Below are 16,991 nucleotides of genomic sequence, written 5' to 3' on the forward strand. Positions count from 1 at the left end.
GGGACGACGGCCGTTCGCAGATTGCGGGCGCTGCCTCGCCCCTTTTCCAGCCCGAGCGCGCCCGCGCCCTGCCCTTCACATGACCATCAACGAATCCCTCGCCTGCACGGCGGTCGCGACCAAGGCCAACGTCTATTTCGACGGCAAGTGCGTGAGCCACAACCTCACGCTGGCCGACGGCACGAAGAAGTCGGTCGGCGTGATCCTTCCCGCCACCCTCACCTTCAACACCGGCGCGCCGGAGATCATGGAAGGGACTTCCGGCCGTTGCGAGTACCTGCTCTCGGGCAGCAGCGAATGGGTCGCTTCGGGTGCGGGCGAACAGTTCAGCGTGCCGGGCAACTCCAGCTTCCAGATCCGCGTCAGCGGCGAACCTTACAGCTACATCTGTCATTTTGGGTAAACCGCCAGGCTTCGCGCACTTCGTGTCGCTTCTCCCACCCCCTGGAAGGGGGCGATACCAGTGGCCCGGCGAAGCCGGTTCCACGGTATCCCTGGCACCGTGTCGTGCCCCGATGTCATGAACCCTTGAACCGCGCCACCATCCACAGAACACCCATCATGTCGACCATCCTGCAAAACGTTCCCGCCGGCCAGAAGGTCGGCATCGCCTTCTCCGGCGGCCTCGACACCAGCGCCGCGCTGCACTGGATGCGCAACAAGGGCGCGATCCCCTATGCGTACACCGCCAACCTCGGCCAGCCCGACGAGCCCGACTACGAAGAGATCCCGCGCAAGGCGATGCAGTACGGCGCCGAACTGGCCCGCCTGATCGACTGCCGCAGCCAGCTGGCCGCCGAAGGCATCGCCGCCCTGCAGGCCGGCGCCTTCCACGTGACCACCGCCGGCGTGACCTACTTCAACACCACGCCGCTGGGCCGCGCGGTCACGGGCACCATGCTGGTGTCGGCCATGAAGGAAGACGACGTCCACATCTGGGGCGACGGCAGCACCTACAAGGGCAACGACATCGAGCGCTTCTACCGCTACGGCCTGCTGACCAACCCGGCGCTGAAGATCTACAAGCCCTGGCTCGACCAGTTGTTCATCGACGAGCTGGGCGGCCGCGCCGAGATGTCGGCCTTCATGACGGCCGCGGGCTTCGGCTACAAGATGTCGGCCGAGAAGGCCTACTCGACCGACTCCAACATGCTCGGCGCCACGCACGAGGCCAAGGACCTCGAGCACCTGGACAGCGGCATGAAGATCGTGAACCCGATCATGGGCGTCGCGTTCTGGAAGGACGAAGTCGAAGTCAAGCGTGAAGAGGTCACCGTGCGCTTCGAAGAAGGCCGCCCGGTCGCCCTCAACGGCCGCGAGTACCCCGACCTGGTCGAGCTGATCCTCGAGGCCAACCGCATCGGCGGCCGCCACGGCCTGGGCATGAGCGACCAGATCGAGAACCGGATCATCGAGGCCAAGAGCCGCGGCATCTACGAGGCCCCCGGCTTGGCGCTGCTGTTCATCGCCTACGAGCGCCTGGTCACCGGCATCCACAACGAGGACACCATCGAGCAGTACCGCGACAGCGGCCGCAAGCTGGGCCGCCTGCTCTACCAGGGCCGCTGGTTCGACCCGCAGGCCATCATGCTGCGCGAGGCCGCCCAACGCTGGGTGGCGCGCGCCATCACCGGCGAAGTGACGGTGGAGCTGCGCCGCGGCAACGACTACTCGATCCTCAACACCGTGTCCTCCAACCTGACCTACAAGCCCGAGCGGCTGAGCATGGAAAAGGTCGAAGGCGCCTTCTCGCCGGCCGACCGCATCGGCCAGCTGACGATGCGCAACCTGGACATCATCGACACGCGCGACAAGCTGGGCATCTACACCAAGACCGGCCTGCTCGCGCAGGGCAGCGGCGCCTCGCTGCCGAAGCTGACCAACGACGGCGACGCCAAGTAAGCGTCTTCGGCTCCCATGAAAAAACCACCGCGAGGTGGTTTTTTTCATGGCCCTCGCTCAATCGAGAAAGCGTTGCGCGTGGTCGGCCGGCGGCATCAGGCAGGTTTCGCTGCGGCCGAACCAGCGGTAGCGGTGGCGCGCCAGCACCCGGTAGAGCGCATCGCGCAGCGGCGCCGGCACCCCCCACGCAACCCAGGCCAGCCGCCACGGCCAGCCCAGCGCATGCAGCACGCGCAGGATGGCCGCGGTCTGCTGCCAGATGCGCTCACCGTCGACCAGCAACAGCGTCTGCAGGCCATCGACCTGCAGCCCGGCGCGCGCCAGCAGCGCCCGGCCGTTGGCGCCCTGGATCGAGGCGAAGCGCAGCACGCCGCGCCGGTCGTGGCGCAGCAGGAAGCGCACCCAGCCGTCGCACAGAAGGCATTGCGCATCGAAGACGACGGTCATGCGGTCGTCCCTGCGCGCCACCGCCTTCAATCGCCGCCTCCGCCACCCCCGCAGCCGCCGCCGCCACAGCCCGAACCGCTGTCGCTGCTGCCGCCGCTGTCGCTGGCGCCGCCGCCGGCACTGGAACCGCCGCCGTCGCTGCTGTCGCTGCTGCTGCCGCTGCCCGATTCGCTGCCGCCGAAACCGCCGGCGTCCCCCGAGCCCGAACCCGAGTGGCCGAAGTCGCTGCCGCAATGGGCGCCCGAGTAAGCCGCCCGGTCGATGGAACCGCAGTCGGGCACGTAGCTGAAGCCGCCCGCGACCGCGAACTTGGCGTCGAGCGCGAACAGGAGCGGCAGCCGGCTCGGCTGGCGCGGGTCGATGCTTTCCTCCTTGCAGGCCCAATACCAGGTGCGGCGCAGGCCGTCGTTGCGCTGGGCGCTGTGGCCCAGCACCTCGGCCGGCGTGTGGTGCAGCATGCGGCCGAAGGCGAAGCGGCACCACTGGGCATAGGCCTCGGTGTGGAGGATGAATTCGTGCCAGGCGGCGTCGACCACCTTGGAGGGCATGGCGACGAACTTGCGATCGCTGCGCAGGTGCGCCATGAAGAACTGGCGCAGGCCGCGCAGCACCAGCTCGGCATCGCGCGGCTCCAGCTGCGGATAGGCCGCGCGCAGCTTGCCGAGCAGGAAGGGCGGCAGCCGCGCCTCGCGCACGAACTGCCGGCGGGCGCTGGCCTGCCAGGCCTTGAAGGCCGCGTTGAGCAGGAAGCCGACCACCAGCCCCGCCACCAGCACGCCCAGGCTCTGCGTGGCCGCCGCGGCCACGATGGCCACGTACCAGACCGCCCAGCGCGCCCACCGCAGCGCCGTGATGCGCTTGCGGAAATTGAGCGCCGAGAGCGCCGTCACACCACCACCGGCTCGGGCTCGAGCCGGATGCCGAAGCGCTCGTAGACGCTGGTCTGGATCGCCTTGGCCAGGGTCATGACCTCGCCGCCGGTCACCGGGTCCTCGCGGCCGCCGCGGTTGACCAGCACCAGCGCCTGCCGCTCGTAGACGCCGGCGTTGCCGACCGACTTGCCCTTCCAGCCGCAGGCGTCGATGAGCCAGCCGGCCGCGAGCTTGATGCTGCCGTCGTCCATCGGGTAGTGCACGATCTTCGGGTCGCGCGCGATGATGTCGGCGCACTGCTCGGGCGTCACGGTCGGATTTTTGAAGAAGCTGCCGGCATTGCCCAGCACCCGCCAGTCGGGCAGCTTGGCCCGGCGGACCGCGCAGACCCAGTCGAAGACGTCCTGGGCATCGGGCGTGAAGTTGCCCGTTTCCTCCATCTTGCGCTCGAGGTCGAGGTAGCCGACCACCGCCTTCCAGGGCTTGGGCAGGCGGAAGCGCACGCGCGTGATGAGAGCGCGCCCGGCCAGGCCGAAGTCGTTGTCGCCGCTGGCCACGTGCTTGAACACCGAATCGCGGTAGCCGAAGGCGCACTGGGCCGCGTCGAGCGTGAAGCCGCGGCCGGTGTCGAGATCGACCGCGTCGAGCGACTCGAAGCGGTCCTGCAGCTCGATGCCGTAGGCGCCGATGTTCTGCACCGGCGCGCCGCCCACGGTGCCGGGGATCATCGCGAGGTTCTCGAGGCCGGGGAAGCCGTTCTCCACCGTCCACTGCACCATGTCGTGCCAGACCTCGCCGGCGCCGGCCTCGACGATCCAGGCGCGCTCGTTCTCCTCGACCAGGCGCAGCCCGCGGATCTCGACCTTGAGCACCAGCGGCCTGACGTCGCCGGTCAGCACGATGTTGCTGCCGCCGCCGAGCACGAATTTGGGCGTGTCGCGCCACTGCGCATCGGCCAGCAGCGCGGCCACGTCCGCCTCGCTGGCGATGCGGACCAGATGCTGCGCACGCGCGACGATGCCGAAGCTGTTGTACGGCTGCAGCGGGACGTTGGACTCCACGATCATGGGAGAATTGTCGCATTCACGTTGAGTCATCCGAGGAGCCTGCATGCCGTCATTCGACACCGTCTGCGAACCGAACCTGCCCGAAGTCAAGAATGCCGTCGAAAACACGGCCAAGGAGATCGGCACGCGCTTCGATTTCAAGGGAACGGCCGCCGCCGTCGAACTGAAGGACAAGGAGATCACGATGATCGGCGACGCCGAGTTCCAGCTGGTCCAGGTCGAGGACATCCTGCGCGCCAAGCTGACCAAGCGCAACGTCGACGTGCGCTTCCTCGACAAGGGCGACGTGCAGAAGATCGGCGGCGACAAGGTCAAGCAGGTCATCAAGGTCAAGAGCGGCATCGAGACCGAGACCTCCAAGAAGATCCAGCGCCTGATCAAGGACAGCAAGCTCAAGGTGCAGGCCGCGATCCAGGGCGACGCGGTGCGCGTGACCGGCGCCAAGCGCGACGACCTGCAGGCGGCGATGGCACTCATCAAGAAAGACGTGCCCGACATGCCCCTGACCTTCAACAATTTCCGCGACTGAGCATGCGCGCGCCCCGGCTGGGCATCGTGGCCGCGCTCGCCCTGTGCGCGGGCTGGGCCGCGGCGCAGTCGAACTCGGTCATGCTGACCGGCACCATCGGCAGCCGCGCGATCCTGGTGGTCAATGGCGGCGCGCCCAAGACGGTCGCGGTCGGCGAGAAATTCCAGAACGTCCGTCTCGTTTCATTGCAGGACGGCCAGGCGGTGGTCGAGTCGGCCGGCCAGCGCCTCACGCTGCGCATGGACACGCCGGTGAGCGTGGGCGCCAGCGGCGGGGGCGGGGGCAATGGCTCGCGCATCGTGCTCAATGCCGACAGCCGCGGCCATTTCATGACGGCCGGCGCCATCAACGGGCGCAGCGTGAGCTTCATGCTCGACACCGGCGCCACCGCGGTGGCGCTTTCGGCCGCCGACGCGACGCGCATCGGCCTCGATTTCCAGAAGGGCACGCCCGTGCAGATGAACACCGCCAACGGTGTGGTGCAGGGTTACCGGCTGCGGCTCGATTCGGTGCGGGTGGGCGACGTCGAGGTGCGCGACATCGACGCCATCGTCTCGCAGCAGCCCATGCCCTACGTGCTGCTGGGCAACAGCTTCATCGGCCGCTTCTCGATGCGGCGCGACGCCGAGCAGATGGTGCTCGAGCGCCGCTTCTAGGCCTTGCGCCGGGCCGCGGGGCGATCGCCCACCGCGGCGGCACCGGGACCCAGCGTGCCCGCCATGTCGCGCACGATCACGCCCAGCAGCGTGGTGGCCGCGGGCGACAGCACCCGCCCATGGCGCGACACCACCTGGCTGCGGCCCTGGTTCAGCAGCGGATTCTTCATCGGCAACGCGATCAGCTCCGGCGTGTCCAGGTGCGCGGGCAAGGACAGGCGCGTGCCCAGCGCGTAGCCCAGCCCCGCGGCCGCGAAGTGCCCGATGGCGCCGAAGGACGAGGTGGTCAGCAAGGTGTTCAGCCGCACGCCCTCGCTGATCTCGGCGGCTTCGACATGCTGCCGGATGCCGAAGCTGCGATGGAGCATCGCCCCCGGGTAGGGCAGCAGGTCGGACAGCGTCAGCGGCCGGCCGATCCGCGCCAGCGGATGCGAGTCCAGAACCAGCGTCTGGATCGGATGCGCATGCACATGGTGCGAGCGCAGGCGCTCGTCCTGGTGCGGCAGGAACAGCAGCCCGATGTGCGCGCGCTCCTCGACCACCCGCTGCAGGATCTCGTCGCTGCTGCCCACGTCGAGGTTCACGCTGATCTTCGGATGCGAGGCCATGAAGCTGCGCAGGCTGTGGCGCATCAGCCAGTCGACGAAGCCTTCGCCCACGATCAGGTCCACATGGCCGCGCTCGACCTTGCGGATGCTGTCCATCTGCGCCATCAGGCTCTGCTTCTGGTTGTGCTGGCGCCGCACATAGCCCGCGAGCAGCAGGCCCGCGTCGGTCGGCACCACGCCGCGCCCGCGGCGCTCGAACAGCCGCATGCCGCATTCGTCCTCGAGGATGCCGATCGCCCGGCTCACCGCCGACGGGTCCATGTCCAGCGCCTCGGCCGCGCCCCGCACCGAGCCGCTTTCGATCACCTGCATGAAGTAGCGCATGCGGCGCGCCTCGAGCTTGTCGTCCATGGTGTTCATGTCCCAAGTGTTGCATTGAATGCAACAAAAATCCGGATTTCAAGCCATTGATGCATGAAGGATCTTGCCGGAGACTCGCGCTCGCTTTCACCGGACGACCCTTCTTACCCCTCCCCCACACCATGACCTCCGCCCGTGCGGCCGCAATGCCCGCCCCTCCCGTCGCCGACGCCGGCCGCGGCAAACTCAAGCTCCTCGTCGTCACGCTGGCCGTGGTGGCGCTGGCCGAATGGATCGGCCCGGCCCAGTTCAAGCTGGGGCCGGGCCGGATCGTGCTGCTGCCGATGCTGTGGGCGCTGCTGCTGGCCGCGGCGCTCGGCCTCGCCCAGCGCCGCATGCCCGCCTTCCTGCAGGTCGGCGCCGGGCTGCAGGCCTATGCCGGCGGCCTGCTCAACGCCGGCCTGCTGCTGTTCGTGGTCAAGCTGGGCCTGACGGTCGGGGCCTTCCTGCCGCAGGTGCGCCAGGCCGGCTGGGCACTGCTGTTCCAGGAATTCGGCCATGCCTTCGGCACGCTCGCGCTGGGCCTGCCGCTGGCGCTGCTGCTGGGCATCAAGCGCGAGGCCGTGGGCGCCACCTTCTCGGTGGGCCGCGAGGGCAACCTGGTGATCATCGGCGAGAAGTACGGCATGCAGTCGCCCGAGGGCCGCGGCGTGCTGGCCGAATACATCACCGGCACCGTGCTGGGCGCGCTGTTCATCGCGGTGCTGGCCGGCTTCGTCACCAGCCTGAACATCTTCGATCCGCGCTCGCTGGCCATGGGTGCCGGCGTGGGCTCGGGCAGCATGATGGCCGCCGCCATGGGCGCGATCGCCGCGCAGCAGCCCGCCGCACAGGTGCCGCAGCTCACCGCCATCGCCGCCGCCGCGAACCTGATCACGATGGTGGTCGGCTTCTACTTCACGCTCTTCCTCTCGCTGCCGGCCTGTTCCTGGCTCTACGGCAGGCTCGAACCCGTGCTCGGCCGCTTCTCGAAGCGCCAGGGCACCGATGTCGGCACGTTGCCGGGCGCGGGCGGCGTGGTCGCCAACGAACTGCCGCTGGCCGATGCCGCGCTGGCCTGGCTGCTGATGGCCGCGGCCGTCGTCGTGGGCAATGCGCTGTCGTACCAGGTGGCGCCGCTGGATTCGCTGGTCGGCATGGCGATCGTCGTCGCGATCGTCGCGGCGGTCGACCTGCTCAAGCGCGCCGTGCCCAGGCTGCCGCTGGTGCTCGTGCTCTCGGTGCTCGCGACGCTGGTCGGTGTGCCGGGCCTGCTGCCCTTCTCCGATGCCGTCATCGCGCTGACGGCCAAGCTCAACTTCATGGCCTTCACCACGCCGGTGCTGGCGCTGGCCGGCTTCTCGGTGGCCAAGGACCTGCCGATCTTCCGGCAGCTCGGCTGGCGCATCGTGGTGGTCTCACTGACCGCGACGGCCGGCACCTTCCTGGGCGCCACGCTGATCGCCGAGCTTTTCCACTGATCCGGAGCACAGAAAAACCATGTACCGCGACACCGACACCTCCATCGCCGAAGACACCCGCGCCCGCATGATCGCCTGGCGGCGCGACATCCACGCCCATCCCGAGACCGCCTTCGAGGAACACCGCACCGCCAACGTCGTGGCGCAGGCCCTGGCGCTGATGGGGCTGCCCGTGCACCGCGGCCTGGCCGGCACCGGCGTGGTGGCCACGCTCACCAACGGCGACGGCCCGCGCATCGCGCTGCGCGCCGACCTCGACGCGCTCAACATGCAGGAGCTGGGCTCCGCGCCGCATGCCTCGCGCTGCGCCGGCAAGATGCACGCCTGCGGACACGACGGCCACACGGCGATGCTGCTGGGCGCGGCCGAACACCTGACGCGCCACAAGCCGTTTCGCGGCACGGTGCATTTCGTGTTCCAGCCCGGCGAGGAGAACGAGGGCGGCGGCCGCGTGATGGTCGAGCAGGGCCTGTTCGACCTGTTCCCGGCCGACGCCGTGTACGGCATGCACAACTTCCCGGGCCTGCCGCGCGGCCGGTTCGCGCTTCGCACCGGCACGATGACGGCCTACCTCGACACCTTCGAGATCGTGATCACCGGCAAGGGCGCGCACGGTGCGATGCCCGAAACGGGCATCGATTCCATCGTCGTCGCCGCGCAACTGGTGAACGCGCTGCAGACCATCGTGAGCCGGCGCACCGGCGCCACCGACGCGGCCGTGGTCAGCGTGACGCAGATCCACGGCGGCGACACCTGGAACGTGCTGCCCGAAACCGTGCTGCTGCGCGGCACGGTGCGCACGCTCGACGCGAAGATCCAGGACCGCACCGAGGCCGCGATGCGGGAGATCTGCGCCGGGGTCGGGCAGACGCACGGCGCGAAGATCGGCATCGACTACCGCCGCGGCTACCCCGGCGTGGTGAACACGCCCGACGAGACCGCGGCCGCGGTGGCCGCCGCCGCCAGCCTGGTGGGCGAGGCGCAGGTGCACACCGACATGGCGCCCGCGATGGGCTCGGAGGATTTCGCCTTCATGCTGCAGCAGCGGCCCGGCGCCTACATCGGCATCGGGGCCGGCGAAGGCGAGAACGATCCGCCGGTGCACAACCCCTACTACGACTTCAACGATGCGATCCTGCCGCTGGGCGCGGCCTACTGGGTAGCGCTCGTGAAGCGGCAACTGCCCGCCGCCGGCTGAGCGCGGGCCCGCGCGGCCTTCAGCGCTGCGCGGCCGTCACCACCACTTCGATCTTGTAGCCCGGCTTGGCCAGCGGCGCCTGCACCGTGGCGCGCGGCGGCGTGTGGCCGGCCGGGACCCAGGCGTCCCACACCTCGTTCATCGCGCCGATCTCGCTGATGTCGGTCAGGAAGATCTGCGTCATCAGGATGCAAGTCTTGTCGCTGCCGGCCTCGGCCAGCAGGCGGTCGATCATGCCCAGCACCTGCTCGGTCTGGCCGCGGATGTCCTGCGTGAGGTCGTCGGGCACCTGGCCCGCGAGGTACACGGTGCCGTTGTGCACCGCCATTTCGCTCAGCCGTGCGCCGACGTGGAAGCGTTGAAGTTCTGCCATGGTCATTTCTTTCAGGTTTTGGCGCCGAGCCTGGACTCGGTGCCGGCCGCGAGGCGGCGGATGTTTTCGCGGTGCCGCCATACCAGCAGCAGGCTGATGGCGATCAGGGTCAGCAGCACCGTGCGGTCGAGCGGCCAGACGATGCCGCCGCCGATCAGGTAGAAGGCCGGGGCGAAGAAGGCCGCCACCAGCGAAGCGAGCGAAGAGTAGCGGAAGAAGAAGGCGATGATGAGCCAGGTCAGGCCGGTCGACAGGCCGAGCAGCCAGTCGATGCCCAGCAGCGCGCCGGCCGCGGTCGCCACGCCCTTGCCGCCCTTGAAACCGAAGAAGATCGGATAGAGATGGCCCAGGAAGGCGGCCAGCCCGGCCAGCGCCGCGGTGCCCAGGCCCATGTCGAAGTCGGGGCCGTACCAGCGGATCAGCGCCACCGGCAGCCAGCTCTTGAGCGCGTCCAGCACCAGCGTGGCCAGCGCCGCGGCCTTGTTGCCCGAGCGCAGCACGTTGGTGGCGCCGGGGTTGCCGCTGCCGTAGCTGCGCGGGTCGGCCATGCCGAGCACGCGGCTCACGATCACGGCAAAGGACAGCGAGCCCAGCAGGTACGACAGGACGATCGCGATGAACGAGGGCAGATGAAAGCTCAAGGGTGGTCTCCGGGTCGGCGCTTCGAAGGAAGCGCCCGGGCGTGGGGCGGCCTATTCTGCCAGCGCGCAGTCCACCGTCTTGGCGTCGAGCAGCGTCACGCACGCCTGCGGATCGATCCCGATCAGGTAGCCGCGCCGGCCGCCGTTGATGGCGATGCGCGGCAGCGCGAGGATGCTCGACTCGATGTACACCGGCATCGCCCGCTTGGTGCCGAAGGGCGAGGTGCCGCCCACCATGTAGCCGCTGTGGCGCTGGGCCACCTCGGGCTTGCAGGGCTCGACCGACTTGGCGCCGATCTGCCGCGCCAAGTTCTTGGTCGAGACGGTGCGGTTGCCGTGCATCAGCACGATCAGCGGCTTCGCGTCCTGGTCCTGCATCACCAGCGTCTTGACCACGGTGAAGGGGTCGAAGCCCAGCACCTCGGCGCTGTGCTGGGCGCCGCCGTGCGCGAGGTACTCGTAGGGGTGCTCGGTGAAGGCGACGCCGTGGGCGCGCAGCAGCTGCGTCGCGGGCGTCTCGCTCACATGCGCCTTCTTCGCCATGCTCAGCCGGCCGGGTCGCGGATCTCCCAGCGGATCTTGTCGATCTCCGCCAGCACCTCGGGCGACAGCGTGGTGCCGTAGGCGTCGAGGTCCTCGTCGAGCTGGGCCACCGAGGTCACGCCGATGATGGTGCTCGCGACCTGCCACTTGGTGTAGCAGAAGGCCAGCGCCATCTGCGCGGGCGTCAGGCCATGGTCGCGCGCGAGCTGGTTGTAGCGGCGCGCGGCCTTCAAGGCATCGGCCCGGCCCCAGCGCTGCTTGCGCACCGACTCGTAGCTGGCGATGCGCGCGCCCTTGGGGGCGTCCGGCCCGTCGGTGCCGCTCTGGTCGTACTTGCCGGTCAAAAGGCCGAAAGCCAGCGGCGAATAGGCCAGCAGCGAGACGCCGAGGCGGTGCATGGTTTCGTCCAGCCCGTTCTCGAGCGCGCGGCTCACCAGACAGTAGACGTTCTGCACCGTCGCCACGCGCGGCAGACCGTGCTGCTCGGCCAGGCGCACGAACTCGTGCACGCCGTAGGGCGTCTCGTTCGACAGGCCGATCTCGCGCACCTTGCCGGCCTTGACCAGGCCGCCCAGCGCCTCGAGCTGCGCATGGATCGAGGTGGCCGAGCTCTCCTTGGCCGGGTCGTAGTACATGCTGCCGAAAGCCGGCACGTGGCGCTCGGGCCAGTGGATCTGGTAGAGGTCGATGACGTCAGTCTGCAGCCGTTTCAGGCTGGCGTCGCAGGAGGCCACGATGTCGGCGGCCGTCATGCCCGCGCCCTCGCGCACCCAGGGCATGCCGCGCGAGGGGCCGGCCACCTTGGTGGCCAGCGTGATCTTCTGGCGCAGGCCGGGGTGCTTGGCGAACCAGTCGCCGAGGATGGTCTCGGTGGCGCCGAAGGTTTCCTTGCGCGCCGGCACCGCGTACATCTCGGCCGTGTCGAGGAAATCGATGCCGCGCTCCAGCGCGCGGTCGAGGATGGTGTGGGCGGTGGCGGCATCGACCTGCTCGCCGAAGGTCATGGTGCCGAGGCAGATGGGGGTCACGCGGAGTTCGCTGCGACCGAGTGGGATCTTTTTCATGCGCGGAATGCTACCGTCCCACGCGGATTCCTGCTTCAGGTCGACAGGAAGCGCACCTGGGCCGGATCGATGCCCAGCCGCACCGCGGTGCCGGGCTGCAGCACCGGCTCGCCGGCGTAGTGCACCTCGTCGGCCACCAGCGACACCCGGCCCACGCGCATCCGGTAGCGCGACACCTCGCCCAGGAACTCGGTGCTCTCGACCGTGCCGTCGAGCCAGAGCCGGGCCGCATCGCCCGGCGTGCCGGCCGCGCGGATGTGCACCTGGTGCGGACGGAAGGCGATCGCGGTCGCGCCATCCGGCGGCACGGCACCGGCGGCCTGCGGCAGGTGCAGTTCGCCCACGCCCTCGGCGTGGAAGCACAACGCCCCGCCCTCGCGCCCCGTCACGCGGCCCTCGAGCAGGTTGGCGGTGCCGACGAAGCCGGCCACGAAGCGGTTGACCGGAAAGTCGAACAGGCCGGTGGCCGGCCCGACCTGCTGCAGCACACCCTTGTCGAGCACCGCCATGCGGTCGGCCGTGGTCATGGCCTCCTCCTGGTCGTGGGTCACGAAGATGGTGGTCAGGCCCAGCGTGCGCTGCAGGTGCTTGAGCTCGTCGCGCATCTGCACGCGCAGGTTCTTGTCGAGGTTCGACAGCGGCTCGTCGAGCAGCAGCAGCTTGGGCTCGATCACGATGGTGCGCGCCAGCGCCACGCGCTGCTGCTGGCCGCCAGAAAGCTGCCCCGGCCGGCGCTTGGCATAGTCGGCCAGGCCGACCAGTTCGAGCGCCGCGCCGACCTTGCGCCGGATCGCATCGCGCGTCTCGCGCCGCTCGACCAGCCCGAAGGCCACGTTGTCCCAGACCGTCATGTGCGGCCACAGCGCGTAGCTCTGGAACACCATGCCGATGTTGCGCGCGTGCGGCGGGATGTGGGTGATGTCCTGCCCGTCGACCAGCAACTCGCCGCGCTGGTGCTGGTTGAAGCCCGCGATCAGCCGCAGCAGGGTCGACTTGCCCGACCCGGAGGGCCCGAGCAGCGCGAAGAATTCGCCCGGCTCGATCTTCAGGTTGATGTCGCGCAGCACTTCGGTCGGGCCGTAGCTCAGGCTGATGTGGCGCGCCTCGAGGGAGACCTTGTTCATGGTGTCGTGGCCCTTTCAGGGGTTCGGGTGCGTTCGGCGAAGCGGTGCGAGGCCCAGGTGCCCAGGCCGACCACCACCACCGCGAGCACGCCCAGCGCGGCCCCGGGTCCGCGGCCCGAGGCGCTCTGCATGTAGAGGTAGATGCCGTAGCTCATCGGCGCCTGCGTCTCCGACGAGGTGAGCAGCAGCGTGGCCGACAGCTCGACCGCCGCGGTGATGAAGCTGGTGACGAAGCCCGCCAGCATGCCGCCGACCATCAGCGGCACCATCACGCGGCGCACCGTGCGCCAGCGCGTCGCGCCCAGGCTCTGCGCGGCCTCCTCCAGCGAGATGTGCACCTGCTGCAGGGCCGCCATGCAGGAGCGCAGCGCATAGGGCAGGCGGCGCACCGCATAGGCGAGCATGATCAGCACCGAGCTCGTGACCACCGGCGAATCGGTGAAGGGCAGGTTCACGCCCCGGAACAGCCGCAGGTAGCCGATCGCCAGCACCAGGCCGGGAATGGCCAGCGCGGCCGAGGCCAGGTAGTCAAGCCAGCGCCGCGCCGGCAACGTGGTGCGCAGGATCAGGTAGGCGATGGCAGTGCCGATCAGCACGTCAAGGCCCGCCGCCAGCACGCAGTAGAGCAGCGTGTTGCCGATCATCTGGCGCGAGTTCTCGAACACGCTGGCGTAGTGCTCGAGCGTGTAGGCGTCGGGCAGCACCGAGAAGCTCCAGACCTTGGCGAAGGACATCAGCAGGATGCCCAGGTGCGGCGCCAGCACGATGCACAGCACCAGCGCGATCCAGCCGTAGGCCAGCACCGATTCCCAGCCGCCCAGGCGGCGCCGCTGCAGCGAGCCGCCGCCCTTCTGCAGGGTCGCGTAGTCCTTGCCCTTCATCACGCGCGCGGCCATCCACAGCGCGAGGATCGAGAAGCCGATCATCAGCACGCTGGTCACGTAGCCCAGCGGATCGTCGATGCCGACCGAGGTGATGCGCAGGTAGGCCTGCGGCGCCAGCATGTTGGTCACGCCCATCACCAGCGGCGTGCCCAGGTCGTCGAAGACCTTGACGAAGACCAGCGCCGCGCCGGCCAGGAAGCCGGGCATGGCGAGCGGAAAGATGATCCGGCGGAACAGCCGGAAGCCGCGCGCGCCCAGGTTCATCGCCGACTCCTCCATCGCGCCGTCGATGTTGCGCATCGAGGCCACGAGGTTGAGCAGGATGAAGGGGAAGTAGTGGATGCTCTCGACGAAGGTCACGCCGACCAGGCCGTCCATGATCGGGATCTTGAAGCCGAAGTACTGGTCGAGCAACAGGTTGACCGAGCCGTTGCGCCCGAAGATCAGCTGCAGCGCCACCGCCCCGACGAAGGGCGGCATGATCAGCGGCAGCACGCCCAGCGTCTGGATCAGCAGCGCGCCGCGGAACTCGAAGCGCACCGTGAGATAGGCCAGCGGCACCGCGATCAGCGAGGCGAAGAACACGCTCGCGAGCGCCACCACCAGGCTGTTGAAGAAGGACTCGCGGAAGATGCTCTGGCCGAAGAAGTTCGCGAAGTGGCCGAGCGTGAAGCCGCCGCCCTCGTCGACGAAGGCGGTGAACACCACCAGCGCCACCGGGATCAGCAGGAAGGCCAGCAGGAACGCGAGCACCGCGCCCGCCAGCGTCCAGGCGCCCCAGCCCGCGCCGGCGCGCCGCACCGCAGCGGGCGCGCCCGCCATCGACGATGCCCTCACTTGACGAGCGCGGCCGCCTGGTTGGCCAGTTCGGTGGCCCGGGCGTAGTTGGCCTTGGCCTTGGTGGCCCAGAGCTCTTCCTGGCCGGTGAGCTGCTTGGAGACCGCGACGTCACGCCGGCTCTTGCGGAACAGTTCGAGGAACTGCTCGTTCTTCACCATCTCCTGCCCGACCAGCGGCGCATAGGCATAGCCGCGGGCCTGCTTCAGCAGCTCGGCGGCCTGCGGATTCGGCTTGGCCTTCTGCTTCCTGTCGGCATCGTGGATCGCCTTGGTCGCGGCCTGCAGTTCCTTGAGCCTGAAGGTCACCATCTGGTCGAACATGCTCACCACCACCTGGTAGCGCGACTCCGACAGCTCGGAGTCGAACTGCACCTTGGCCTTCTTCGCCACCGCCTGGATGTCGGGGTAGCCGGCCGGCACCTTGAGGTCGGCATAGGGCAGCACCGGCAGCCGGCTGATCTTGGGATCGAACAGGATCTGCTGGCCCTCTTTTGACAGCGTGAAGGCGATGAACTTCTTGGCCTCGTCGACGTTCTTCGCGCCCGTGACCAGGCCGATGTTGGCCGGCACCACGGCCGTCACGCTGGGGTAGGCGAACTCGACCGGGAAGCCCGAGTACTTGCCCGCCAGGCCGAAGAAGTCGATCACCAGCCCGATGCCGTACTGGCCGCTGTTCACGCCGTCGGGCACGCCGAAGCTGCGGTCGGTCACGGCCGCGCAGTTGCCCATGATCTCGAGCAGCTGCGTCCAGCCGCGCTCCCAGCCCTCGCCCTGCAGCAGGGTCTCGACCGTGAGGTGGGTGGTGCCCGAGCGCGAGGGCGAGGAGATCGCGACGTGGCCGAAGTACTCGGGCTTCGCGAGGTCGCTCCACTCGCGCGGCGCGGGCAGCTTGTTGGCCTGCAGGTAGCGGGTGTTCCACATCATCCCGTAGCCCGCCAGCGCCTGGCCGTAGTAGAGGCCCTTGGGGTCGTTGATGGGGTAGTTGCCGATCTTCGCCGGCACATGCGGATTCTTCACTTCGGGCGCGGCCGTGAGCAGCTTGTCGCGCGCCAGCACCTCGAAGGCGTCGGGGGCCGAGGCCCACATCACGTCGGGCCGCTGGCCCGCGGGCAGCTCCTTGATGTAGGCAATCGAGGCGGTGGTGTTCTTGTTGAGCACCTCGATCTTCACGCCGGCGTTGGCCGCCTCGAAGGCCTTCTTGTAGGCGTCGGTGAGCTCCTTGGGAAAGGAGGTGATCACGGTCACGGTGCCGGCCTGGGCCGCGCCGGACAGCACGACGAGGCAGGCGGTCGCCACGCTGGAAAGGACTCTCTGGAAGGGCATGCGCTGGGTCTCCTTGGAAGACCCACTGTAGGTCGGGCCTTCGCGCGCCATGAGAGGTTTATCCCTGACGCGCAGGCGTCCGCGCGCCGCGCACGGCTTGCCTATCATCGGAGCGATGTACTCCGCCCTCCGCATCCCCCGCAGCGAATTCGTCCCCGTGCGCCACCTGCGCTACCACGTGCGCCAGTGGGGCACGCCCTCCCCCGACCGCGCGCCGCTCGTGCTGCTGCACGGCTGGATGGACGTGGCCGCCTCGTGGCAGTTCGTGGTCGACGCGATGGCCGAAGAACGGCACATCGTCGCGCCCGACTGGCGCGGCTTCGGCCTCACCGACGGCGGCGAAGTCGACAACTACTGGATGCCCGACTACCTGGCCGACCTCGACTGGCTGCTCGACCACTTCGCGGGCGACACGCCGATCGACCTGGTGGGCCACAGCATGGGCGGCAACCTCGCGATGCAGTACGCGGGCATCCGGCCGCAGCGGGTGCGCCGGCTGGTCAACCTCGAGGGCTTCGGCATGCCGCTGCTCAAGCCCGAGCAGGCGCCCGAACGCTACGGCAAGTGGATCGACGAACTCAAGCGCCTGCACCGCGGCGAGATGGACCTGCAGGGCTATGCCGACGTGCAGGGCGTGGCGCGGCGGCTGATGAAGACCAACCCGCGGCTGTCGCAGGACAAGGCCGACTGGCTGGCCAGCCACTGGGCCGCGCCGCAGGTGCAGGCCGACGGCAGCACGCGCTGGCAGATCCTGGGCACCGCGGCGCACAAGGTGATCAACGCCAACATCTTCCGCGTGGACGAGGCGCTGGCGCTCTACGCCGCCATCGCCGCGCCGGTGCTGGCGGTCGAGGCCTCGGACGACAGCCTCGCGCGCTGGGGCGGTCGCTACACCCTGGCCGAGTACCACGAGCGGCTGAAGTCGGTGCCGGATGCGCGCGTGGCCGTGGTGCAGGACGCCGGCCACATGCTCCACCACGACCAGCCGCAACAGGTGGCGCGGCTGATCGAGGACTTCCTGCGCTGAGCCCGCGTCGGCGGGGGAAAGCCGGCGCGCCAAGCCGGATTCAGGCTGTTATCCGACACACAAGTTAACAGTTA

18 protein-coding genes are annotated in these 16,991 nt (G+C 69.1%); 7 read left to right on the plus strand and 11 right to left on the minus strand.

All coding sequences use genetic code 11. The annotated features are described in order from the left end of the window. Positions 1-79 precede the first annotated feature (79 nt). Together A9977_RS05350 and argG are read left to right on the plus strand one after the other, a co-directional pair. Positions 80-403: a pyrimidine/purine nucleoside phosphorylase gene (locus A9977_RS05350; RefSeq protein WP_183023847.1), complete on the plus strand. Its 324-nt coding sequence runs from the start codon at positions 80-82 to the stop codon at positions 401-403. 158 nt (positions 404-561) lie between these two features. After that, positions 562-1,902: an argininosuccinate synthase gene (argG, locus tag A9977_RS05355; RefSeq protein ID WP_183023848.1), complete on the plus strand. Its 1,341-nt coding sequence runs from the start codon at positions 562-564 to the stop codon at positions 1,900-1,902. A 57-nt stretch (positions 1,903-1,959) separates the two neighbouring features. Here the strand turns inward: argG and A9977_RS05360 are convergent, their stop codons facing one another. From A9977_RS05360 to murB, 3 genes are read right to left on the minus strand one after another with little or no spacing between them, the layout of a single operon-like run. Continuing rightward, positions 1,960-2,349 (minus strand): thiol-disulfide oxidoreductase DCC family protein, encoded by a 390-nt coding sequence (locus A9977_RS05360; protein ID WP_183023849.1) that lies wholly within the window; start codon positions 2,347-2,349, stop codon positions 1,960-1,962. A 26-nt stretch (positions 2,350-2,375) separates the two neighbouring features. Continuing rightward, a complete protein-coding gene (locus A9977_RS05365) occupies positions 2,376-3,239 on the minus strand; it encodes a hypothetical protein (RefSeq protein ID WP_183023850.1) in 864 nt (287 codons plus the stop codon). After that, positions 3,236-4,288, minus strand: a complete 1,053-nt coding sequence (gene murB, locus A9977_RS05370; protein ID WP_183023851.1) for a UDP-N-acetylmuramate dehydrogenase — start codon at positions 4,286-4,288, stop codon at positions 3,236-3,238. The genes A9977_RS05365 and murB overlap by 4 nt, the downstream gene beginning before the upstream one ends. A gap of 43 nt (positions 4,289-4,331) precedes the next feature. Here murB and A9977_RS05375 point away from each other — a divergent pair, with 43 nt between their 5' ends. Both A9977_RS05375 and A9977_RS05380 read left to right on the plus strand, forming a co-directional pair. Beyond that, complete coding sequence (locus A9977_RS05375; protein ID WP_183023852.1) at positions 4,332-4,817, plus strand: YajQ family cyclic di-GMP-binding protein; 486 nt, start codon at positions 4,332-4,334, stop codon at positions 4,815-4,817. Between the two features lie 2 nt (positions 4,818-4,819). Beyond that, positions 4,820-5,473 (plus strand): TIGR02281 family clan AA aspartic protease, encoded by a 654-nt coding sequence (locus tag A9977_RS05380; RefSeq protein ID WP_183023853.1) that lies wholly within the window; start codon positions 4,820-4,822, stop codon positions 5,471-5,473. Here A9977_RS05380 and A9977_RS05385 read toward each other — a convergent pair. Then, on the minus strand, positions 5,470-6,432 hold the full coding sequence (locus tag A9977_RS05385; RefSeq protein WP_183023854.1) for a LysR family transcriptional regulator: 963 nt from the start codon (positions 6,430-6,432) through the stop codon (positions 5,470-5,472). The two genes, A9977_RS05380 and A9977_RS05385, sit on opposite strands and share 4 nt — an antisense overlap. A gap of 131 nt (positions 6,433-6,563) precedes the next feature. Between A9977_RS05385 and A9977_RS05390 the strand changes: the two genes are divergently transcribed. Together A9977_RS05390 and A9977_RS05395 are read left to right on the plus strand one after the other, a co-directional pair. After that, positions 6,564-7,901 carry a DUF3100 domain-containing protein gene (locus A9977_RS05390; RefSeq protein ID WP_183023855.1) on the plus strand — a complete coding sequence of 446 codons (1,338 nt, stop codon included), beginning with the start codon at positions 6,564-6,566 and terminating at the stop codon, positions 7,899-7,901. A gap of 19 nt (positions 7,902-7,920) precedes the next feature. Continuing rightward, positions 7,921-9,099, plus strand: a complete 1,179-nt coding sequence (locus A9977_RS05395; protein WP_183023856.1) for a M20 aminoacylase family protein — start codon at positions 7,921-7,923, stop codon at positions 9,097-9,099. 19 nt (positions 9,100-9,118) lie between these two features. Here the strand turns inward: A9977_RS05395 and A9977_RS05400 are convergent, their stop codons facing one another. The 7 genes from A9977_RS05400 to A9977_RS05430 are packed head-to-tail and all read right to left on the minus strand — an operon-like array spanning position 9,119 to position 15,890. Then, positions 9,119-9,472: a RidA family protein gene (locus tag A9977_RS05400; RefSeq protein WP_310936090.1), complete on the minus strand. Its 354-nt coding sequence runs from the start codon at positions 9,470-9,472 to the stop codon at positions 9,119-9,121. Between the two features lie 11 nt (positions 9,473-9,483). Beyond that, positions 9,484-10,113: a glycerol-3-phosphate 1-O-acyltransferase PlsY gene (plsY, locus tag A9977_RS05405; RefSeq protein ID WP_183023858.1), complete on the minus strand. Its 630-nt coding sequence runs from the start codon at positions 10,111-10,113 to the stop codon at positions 9,484-9,486. A 51-nt stretch (positions 10,114-10,164) separates the two neighbouring features. Then, positions 10,165-10,656 carry a Cys-tRNA(Pro) deacylase gene (gene ybaK / locus A9977_RS05410; protein ID WP_183023859.1) on the minus strand — a complete coding sequence of 164 codons (492 nt, stop codon included), beginning with the start codon at positions 10,654-10,656 and terminating at the stop codon, positions 10,165-10,167. A gap of 2 nt (positions 10,657-10,658) precedes the next feature. Further along, on the minus strand, positions 10,659-11,720 hold the full coding sequence (locus A9977_RS05415; protein WP_183023860.1) for an aldo/keto reductase: 1,062 nt from the start codon (positions 11,718-11,720) through the stop codon (positions 10,659-10,661). Positions 11,721-11,755: 35 nt separating this feature from the next. Next, positions 11,756-12,844: an ABC transporter ATP-binding protein gene (locus A9977_RS05420; RefSeq protein WP_183023861.1), complete on the minus strand. Its 1,089-nt coding sequence runs from the start codon at positions 12,842-12,844 to the stop codon at positions 11,756-11,758. Then, positions 12,841-14,550, minus strand: coding sequence for an iron ABC transporter permease (locus A9977_RS05425; protein WP_183023862.1), 1,710 nt, complete (start codon positions 14,548-14,550; stop codon positions 12,841-12,843). Before A9977_RS05425 ends, A9977_RS05420 begins: the two co-directional genes overlap by 4 nt. Before the next feature lie 11 nt (positions 14,551-14,561). Further along, positions 14,562-15,890: an ABC transporter substrate-binding protein gene (locus tag A9977_RS05430; RefSeq protein ID WP_183023863.1), complete on the minus strand. Its 1,329-nt coding sequence runs from the start codon at positions 15,888-15,890 to the stop codon at positions 14,562-14,564. A 115-nt stretch (positions 15,891-16,005) separates the two neighbouring features. Between A9977_RS05430 and A9977_RS05435 the strand changes: the two genes are divergently transcribed. Continuing rightward, the gene (locus A9977_RS05435; RefSeq protein ID WP_183023864.1) at positions 16,006-16,917 is read left to right on the plus strand and encodes an alpha/beta fold hydrolase; all 912 of its coding nucleotides are present in this window, start codon (positions 16,006-16,008) and stop codon (positions 16,915-16,917) included. Positions 16,918-16,991: the final 74 nt, after the last annotated feature.

The sequence above is a fragment of the Variovorax sp. UMC13 genome (assembly GCF_014170375.1).
Classification (GTDB): Bacteria; Pseudomonadota; Gammaproteobacteria; order Burkholderiales; family Burkholderiaceae_C; genus Variovorax.

Bases quoted from the DNA above. Each gene is read 5' to 3' on its own strand.
- A9977_RS05380 (WP_183023853.1), top strand. From the start codon at position 4,820: ATGCGCGCGCCCCGGCTGGGCATCGTGGCCGCGCTCGCCCTGTGCGCG.
- A9977_RS05415 (WP_183023860.1), bottom strand. From the start codon at position 11,720: ATGAAAAAGATCCCACTCGGTCGCAGCGAACTCCGCGTGACCCCCATC.
- A9977_RS05425 (WP_183023862.1), bottom strand. From the start codon at position 14,550: ATGGCGGGCGCGCCCGCTGCGGTGCGGCGCGCCGGCGCGGGCTGGGGC.
- ybaK (WP_183023859.1), bottom strand. From the start codon at position 10,656: ATGGCGAAGAAGGCGCATGTGAGCGAGACGCCCGCGACGCAGCTGCTG.
- A9977_RS05375 (WP_183023852.1), top strand. From the start codon at position 4,332: ATGCCGTCATTCGACACCGTCTGCGAACCGAACCTGCCCGAAGTCAAG.
- A9977_RS05435 (WP_183023864.1), top strand. From the start codon at position 16,006: ATGTACTCCGCCCTCCGCATCCCCCGCAGCGAATTCGTCCCCGTGCGC.
- murB (WP_183023851.1), bottom strand. From the start codon at position 4,288: ATGATCGTGGAGTCCAACGTCCCGCTGCAGCCGTACAACAGCTTCGGC.
- A9977_RS05430 (WP_183023863.1), bottom strand. From the start codon at position 15,890: ATGCCCTTCCAGAGAGTCCTTTCCAGCGTGGCGACCGCCTGCCTCGTC.
- A9977_RS05390 (WP_183023855.1), top strand. From the start codon at position 6,564: ATGACCTCCGCCCGTGCGGCCGCAATGCCCGCCCCTCCCGTCGCCGAC.
- A9977_RS05360 (WP_183023849.1), bottom strand. From the start codon at position 2,349: ATGACCGTCGTCTTCGATGCGCAATGCCTTCTGTGCGACGGCTGGGTG.
- A9977_RS05400 (WP_310936090.1), bottom strand. From the start codon at position 9,472: ATGGCAGAACTTCAACGCTTCCACGTCGGCGCACGGCTGAGCGAAATG.
- A9977_RS05395 (WP_183023856.1), top strand. From the start codon at position 7,921: ATGTACCGCGACACCGACACCTCCATCGCCGAAGACACCCGCGCCCGC.
- A9977_RS05350 (WP_183023847.1), top strand. From the start codon at position 80: ATGACCATCAACGAATCCCTCGCCTGCACGGCGGTCGCGACCAAGGCC.
- argG (WP_183023848.1), top strand. From the start codon at position 562: ATGTCGACCATCCTGCAAAACGTTCCCGCCGGCCAGAAGGTCGGCATC.
- A9977_RS05420 (WP_183023861.1), bottom strand. From the start codon at position 12,844: ATGAACAAGGTCTCCCTCGAGGCGCGCCACATCAGCCTGAGCTACGGC.
- A9977_RS05385 (WP_183023854.1), bottom strand. From the start codon at position 6,432: ATGGACGACAAGCTCGAGGCGCGCCGCATGCGCTACTTCATGCAGGTG.